General features: G+C 49.9%; 3 protein-coding genes. 2 read left to right on the top strand and 1 reads right to left on the bottom strand.

Going from position 1 to position 3,824, the window contains the following annotated elements; translation table 11 throughout:
• Positions 1 to 84 precede the first annotated feature (84 nt).
• Both MJZ26_14640 and ilvD read left to right on the top strand, forming a co-directional pair.
• Positions 85 to 540 (top strand): hypothetical protein, encoded by a 456-nt coding sequence (locus MJZ26_14640; protein ID MCQ2107015.1) that lies wholly within the window; start codon positions 85 to 87, stop codon positions 538 to 540.
• Positions 541 to 591: 51 nt separating this feature from the next.
• A complete protein-coding gene (gene ilvD, locus MJZ26_14635; protein ID MCQ2107014.1) occupies positions 592 to 2,451 on the top strand; it encodes a dihydroxy-acid dehydratase in 1,860 nt (619 codons plus the stop codon).
• Between the two features lie 226 nt (positions 2,452 to 2,677).
• Here ilvD and MJZ26_14630 read toward each other — a convergent pair whose 3' ends face one another.
• Positions 2,678 to 3,601, bottom strand: a complete 924-nt coding sequence (locus tag MJZ26_14630; GenBank protein MCQ2107013.1) for an NTP transferase domain-containing protein — start codon at positions 3,599 to 3,601, stop codon at positions 2,678 to 2,680.
• Positions 3,602 to 3,824 lie beyond the last annotated feature (223 nt).

The following is a 3,824-nucleotide window of genomic DNA, read 5'->3' as shown; positions in this document are numbered from 1 at the left end:
AAAAAAGAACGGCCATTGGATGAAAATCCGCATTTCGTATATCACAACGGAATGCGGATTTTTTTTTGTTTTGAGGAAAAATAAATGAACGAAGTAAAAACTGTTGTCCTGAAAAAAGACTTCTACGAGAAGCACAAAGAACACAGGGAAATCCTTTCCGACAAGGACGGACGCCCCTACCTTACCTTAGTTATTGAATGCAAGGATAAAATGTTCGCCATTCCATTTAGAACAAACTTAAAACACAAGTTTGCATTCTATTTCTACACCTCAGAGCGAAAAGATGATCAGCAGAAAGGACAACCAGGCATTGATTACACAAAAGCAGTAATCATCCAAGAATCTGATATAGAACGAAATAGTGCTGTGGATAAAAAAGAATGGCTAGAATTAAAGAGAAATATCAATACAATTATCCGTGAATTCCAGGAATATGTCCAAGCATTTAAACATAGCCTTGAAAACGGGGATTTCGGCGTAAGGCCAGTCTTTAAATATTCTGCATTGCAGTACTTCATTGACGACTTGAGGGAATTTTAGAAGAGCCCCTTTACTATATTTTCCTCGTTCAAATTTTTATGAGGTAACATTATGCCGAAACTTCGTTCGTTGAAGACTATGGAAGGCCGCGAAATGGCCGGTGCACGTGCCCTTTGGCACGCAACAGGTACCAAGGTGGAAGACTTTGGCAAGCCGGTGATTTGCGTTGTTAACAGCTATACCCAGTTCGTTCCGGGTCACGTTCATCTGAAGGACGTGGGCCAGATCGTTGCCCGCGCTATCGAAGCCGCAGGTGGTGTCGCCAAGGAAATGAGCACCATCGCTGTGGACGACGGTATCGCCATGGGTCACGACGGCATGCTTTACAGCCTCCCCTCCCGCGACCTCATTGCAGACTCCACCGAATACATGGCAAATGCACACCGCGCCGACGCCCTGGTCTGCATCTCCAACTGCGACAAGGTGACCCCGGGTATGCTCATGGCCGCCATGCGCCTGAACATTCCTGCAATCTTCGTTTCCGGCGGTCCTATGGAAGCTGGTCACGTCACCACCAAGGACGGCAAGGATCGCGCCCTGGATCTGATTGACGCCATGATCGATTCCGCTGACAACTCCGTTTCCGACGAAGAAGTTGCAGCAATCGAAGCTAACGCCTGCCCCACTTGCGGTTCCTGCTCCGGCATGTTCACCGCAAACTCCATGAACTCCCTCACCGAAGCTCTTGGTCTTTCTCTGCCGGGCAACGGCACCATCGTTGCTACCCACTCCGAACGTAAGAAGCTGTTCGAAGCAGCCGGTAAGCGCATCGTGGAACTCTGCCACAAGTATTACGACGAAGGCGACGAAAGCATCCTGCCCCGTAGCATCGCTACCATGGACGCCTTCGAAAACGCCATGCGTCTGGACATCGCCATGGGCGGTTCCTCCAACACCGTACTCCACCTGTTGGCTGTTGCCCAGGAAGCTGGCGTAAACTTCACCATGAAGGACATCAACCGTCTTTCCCTGAACACTCCCTGCATCTGTAAGGTTGCTCCCACCGTTCACAACATCCATATCGAACAGGTGAACCGCGCTGGCGGTATCATGGGCATCCTTGGCGAACTGGACCGCATGGGCCTCATCCACAAGAACGCAAAGACTGTTCACGCAGCAACCATGGGCGAAGCCCTGGAAGCTAACGACATTATGCGCGGCAACGCTTCTGAAGAAGTGAAGCAGCGTTATCTCGCAGGCCCCGGCCGCAAGTACAATCTGGTTGCCTTCAGCCAGAGCACCTACTACGAATCCCTGGATACCGACCGTGCCACTGGCGCAATCCGCGATGGCGAACATGCCTACACCAAGGACGGCGGTCTCGCTGTTCTTTACGGCAACCTGGCTCAGGACGGCTGCATCGTGAAGACTGCAGGCGTTGACGAATCCATCTGGAAGTTCACCGGTCCCGCCGTTGTGTTCGAATCTCAGGAAGACGCAGTCAACGGCATCCTTGGCGACAAGGTGAAGGCTGGCGACGTTGTGGTTATCCGCTACGAAGGTCCTAAGGGTGGTCCGGGCATGCAAGAAATGCTGTACCCCACTTCTTACCTGAAGAGCCGTCACCTGGGTAAGAGCTGCGCTCTCCTTACCGACGGTCGCTTCTCTGGCGGTACCAGCGGTCTTTCCATTGGTCACGCTTCTCCGGAAGCCGCCAACAAGGGTAACATCGGCCTGGTTGAAACTGGTGACGTTATCGAAATCGATATCCCGAACCGCACCATCAACGTGCAGCTCACCGACGACGAACTTGCCGCACGCCGCAAGGCTATGGAAGCTCGTGGCGCTCAGGCGTGGAAGCCGGTTTCTCGCGACCGCGTAGTCTCCAAGGCTCTGCAGGCTTACGCCGCCATGGCTACCTCTGCTGATAAGGGCGCAGTACGCGACCTGTCTTTGATTGGCGTAAAATAAAGGAACATGGCGCGGGCATCACCCGCGCACAACCTAACTAAAAATCCCGGCGGTTCTAAAACCGTCGGGATTTTTTGCATAAATACCTTCGGCTCAACCATGTCAAAATGCAAGCATTTTGCCGCGGCATTCGCCTCGAAATAAAGAAAAGTCCAAGGAACTACACCTCGGACTTTTCACAATTTCAACGAGAACTATAGGATAGCTTTCGCGCTTCCCTCGAAATCTACTCGTGAACAATCTGCTTGCAGACAGTCTTGTCACAAACCTTGACTCCATTCCACAGAACAGCGTCGCTCACGGTCGCATTTTCGATAACGCAATTATCACCAACTGCCACGTTAGGACCGACGGTGCAATTAGACAGTTTCACATTCTTCCCGATGTGGCAGGGAGCAACAACCTTCACACCTTCGGCAGCGAAATCTGCAGAGTTGTCGTTACGGCCAAGAACCTCAGCATTCGTTTCAATCAAAGTTTCTGCCAAGCCGCAGTCGAGCCACTTGGTCACAGGCGCAGTACGGAAACGGCAACCCTTCTGGATCATCATCTCAAGAGCATCTGTCAGCTGGAACTCGTTCTTGGTACGAATGTCGTTATCCATCAAATACTTCAAGGATTCCTTCAGGACCTTGGTATCCTTGATGTAGTAGATGCCCACGATTGCCTCGTCAGAAACGAATTCCTGGGGCTTTTCAACCAAACGTTCAATGCGACCGTCCTTATCGGTGACGGCAACACCAAAACGACGAGGATCGTCAACCTTGTAAGTGTACAGAATGTTGTCCTGTGCATTTTCCAGGATGGAAAGGTCTGCTTCAAACAAGGTATCGCCAAGAATAATCAGGAGCGGTTCATCATCGGAAACATAGGGCAAAGACAAACTAATTGCTTCACCAAGTCCCTGAGGATTAGCCTGGATTACAGTGCGGGTATTGCCCCAGTTGGACTTTGCAGCCAAGAAGGAATCAACACACTCAGCCTTGTAACCAGTAATGAAGATGGTTTCAGCAGGTTTCAGAAAAAGGGAATCTTCTACAATCCAGTCCAAAATAGTCTTACCGGCCACCGGAAGCAAGCACTTCGGCAGATTTTCGGTATAAGGACGGAGACGGACGCCCATCCCAGCAACAGGAAGAACAATTTTCATAATACAGATCCGTTGTATTTATTTCATTCAAAGATAGTATTTTGTATCAAGAAAAAATCATTATATGTAAAATATTTCTTTAAACAAACTACAAAAAAAAACAAAACGATCGATTTTTGAAAAATTTGCATGTCTACGCAAACAAAAAGACCACTCTTTCGAGTGGTCTTTAGTGGATGATGCAGGGGTCGAACCTGCGACCCGCTGATTAAGAGTCAGCTGC

The sequence above is a fragment of the Fibrobacter sp. genome, from assembly GCA_024398965.1.
GTDB lineage: Bacteria > Fibrobacterota > Fibrobacteria > Fibrobacterales > Fibrobacteraceae > Fibrobacter.
This window is presented reverse-complemented; position numbering and strand designations above follow the sequence as displayed.

What these genes read in the sequence shown, in the direction of transcription:
- MJZ26_14640 (MCQ2107015.1), top strand. Translation starts at nt 85, where the DNA reads ATGAACGAAGTAAAAACTGTTGTCCTGAAAAAAGACTTCTACGAGAAG.
- ilvD (MCQ2107014.1), top strand. Translation starts at nt 592, where the DNA reads ATGCCGAAACTTCGTTCGTTGAAGACTATGGAAGGCCGCGAAATGGCC.
- MJZ26_14630 (MCQ2107013.1), bottom strand. Translation starts at nt 3,601, where the DNA reads ATGAAAATTGTTCTTCCTGTTGCTGGGATGGGCGTCCGTCTCCGTCCT.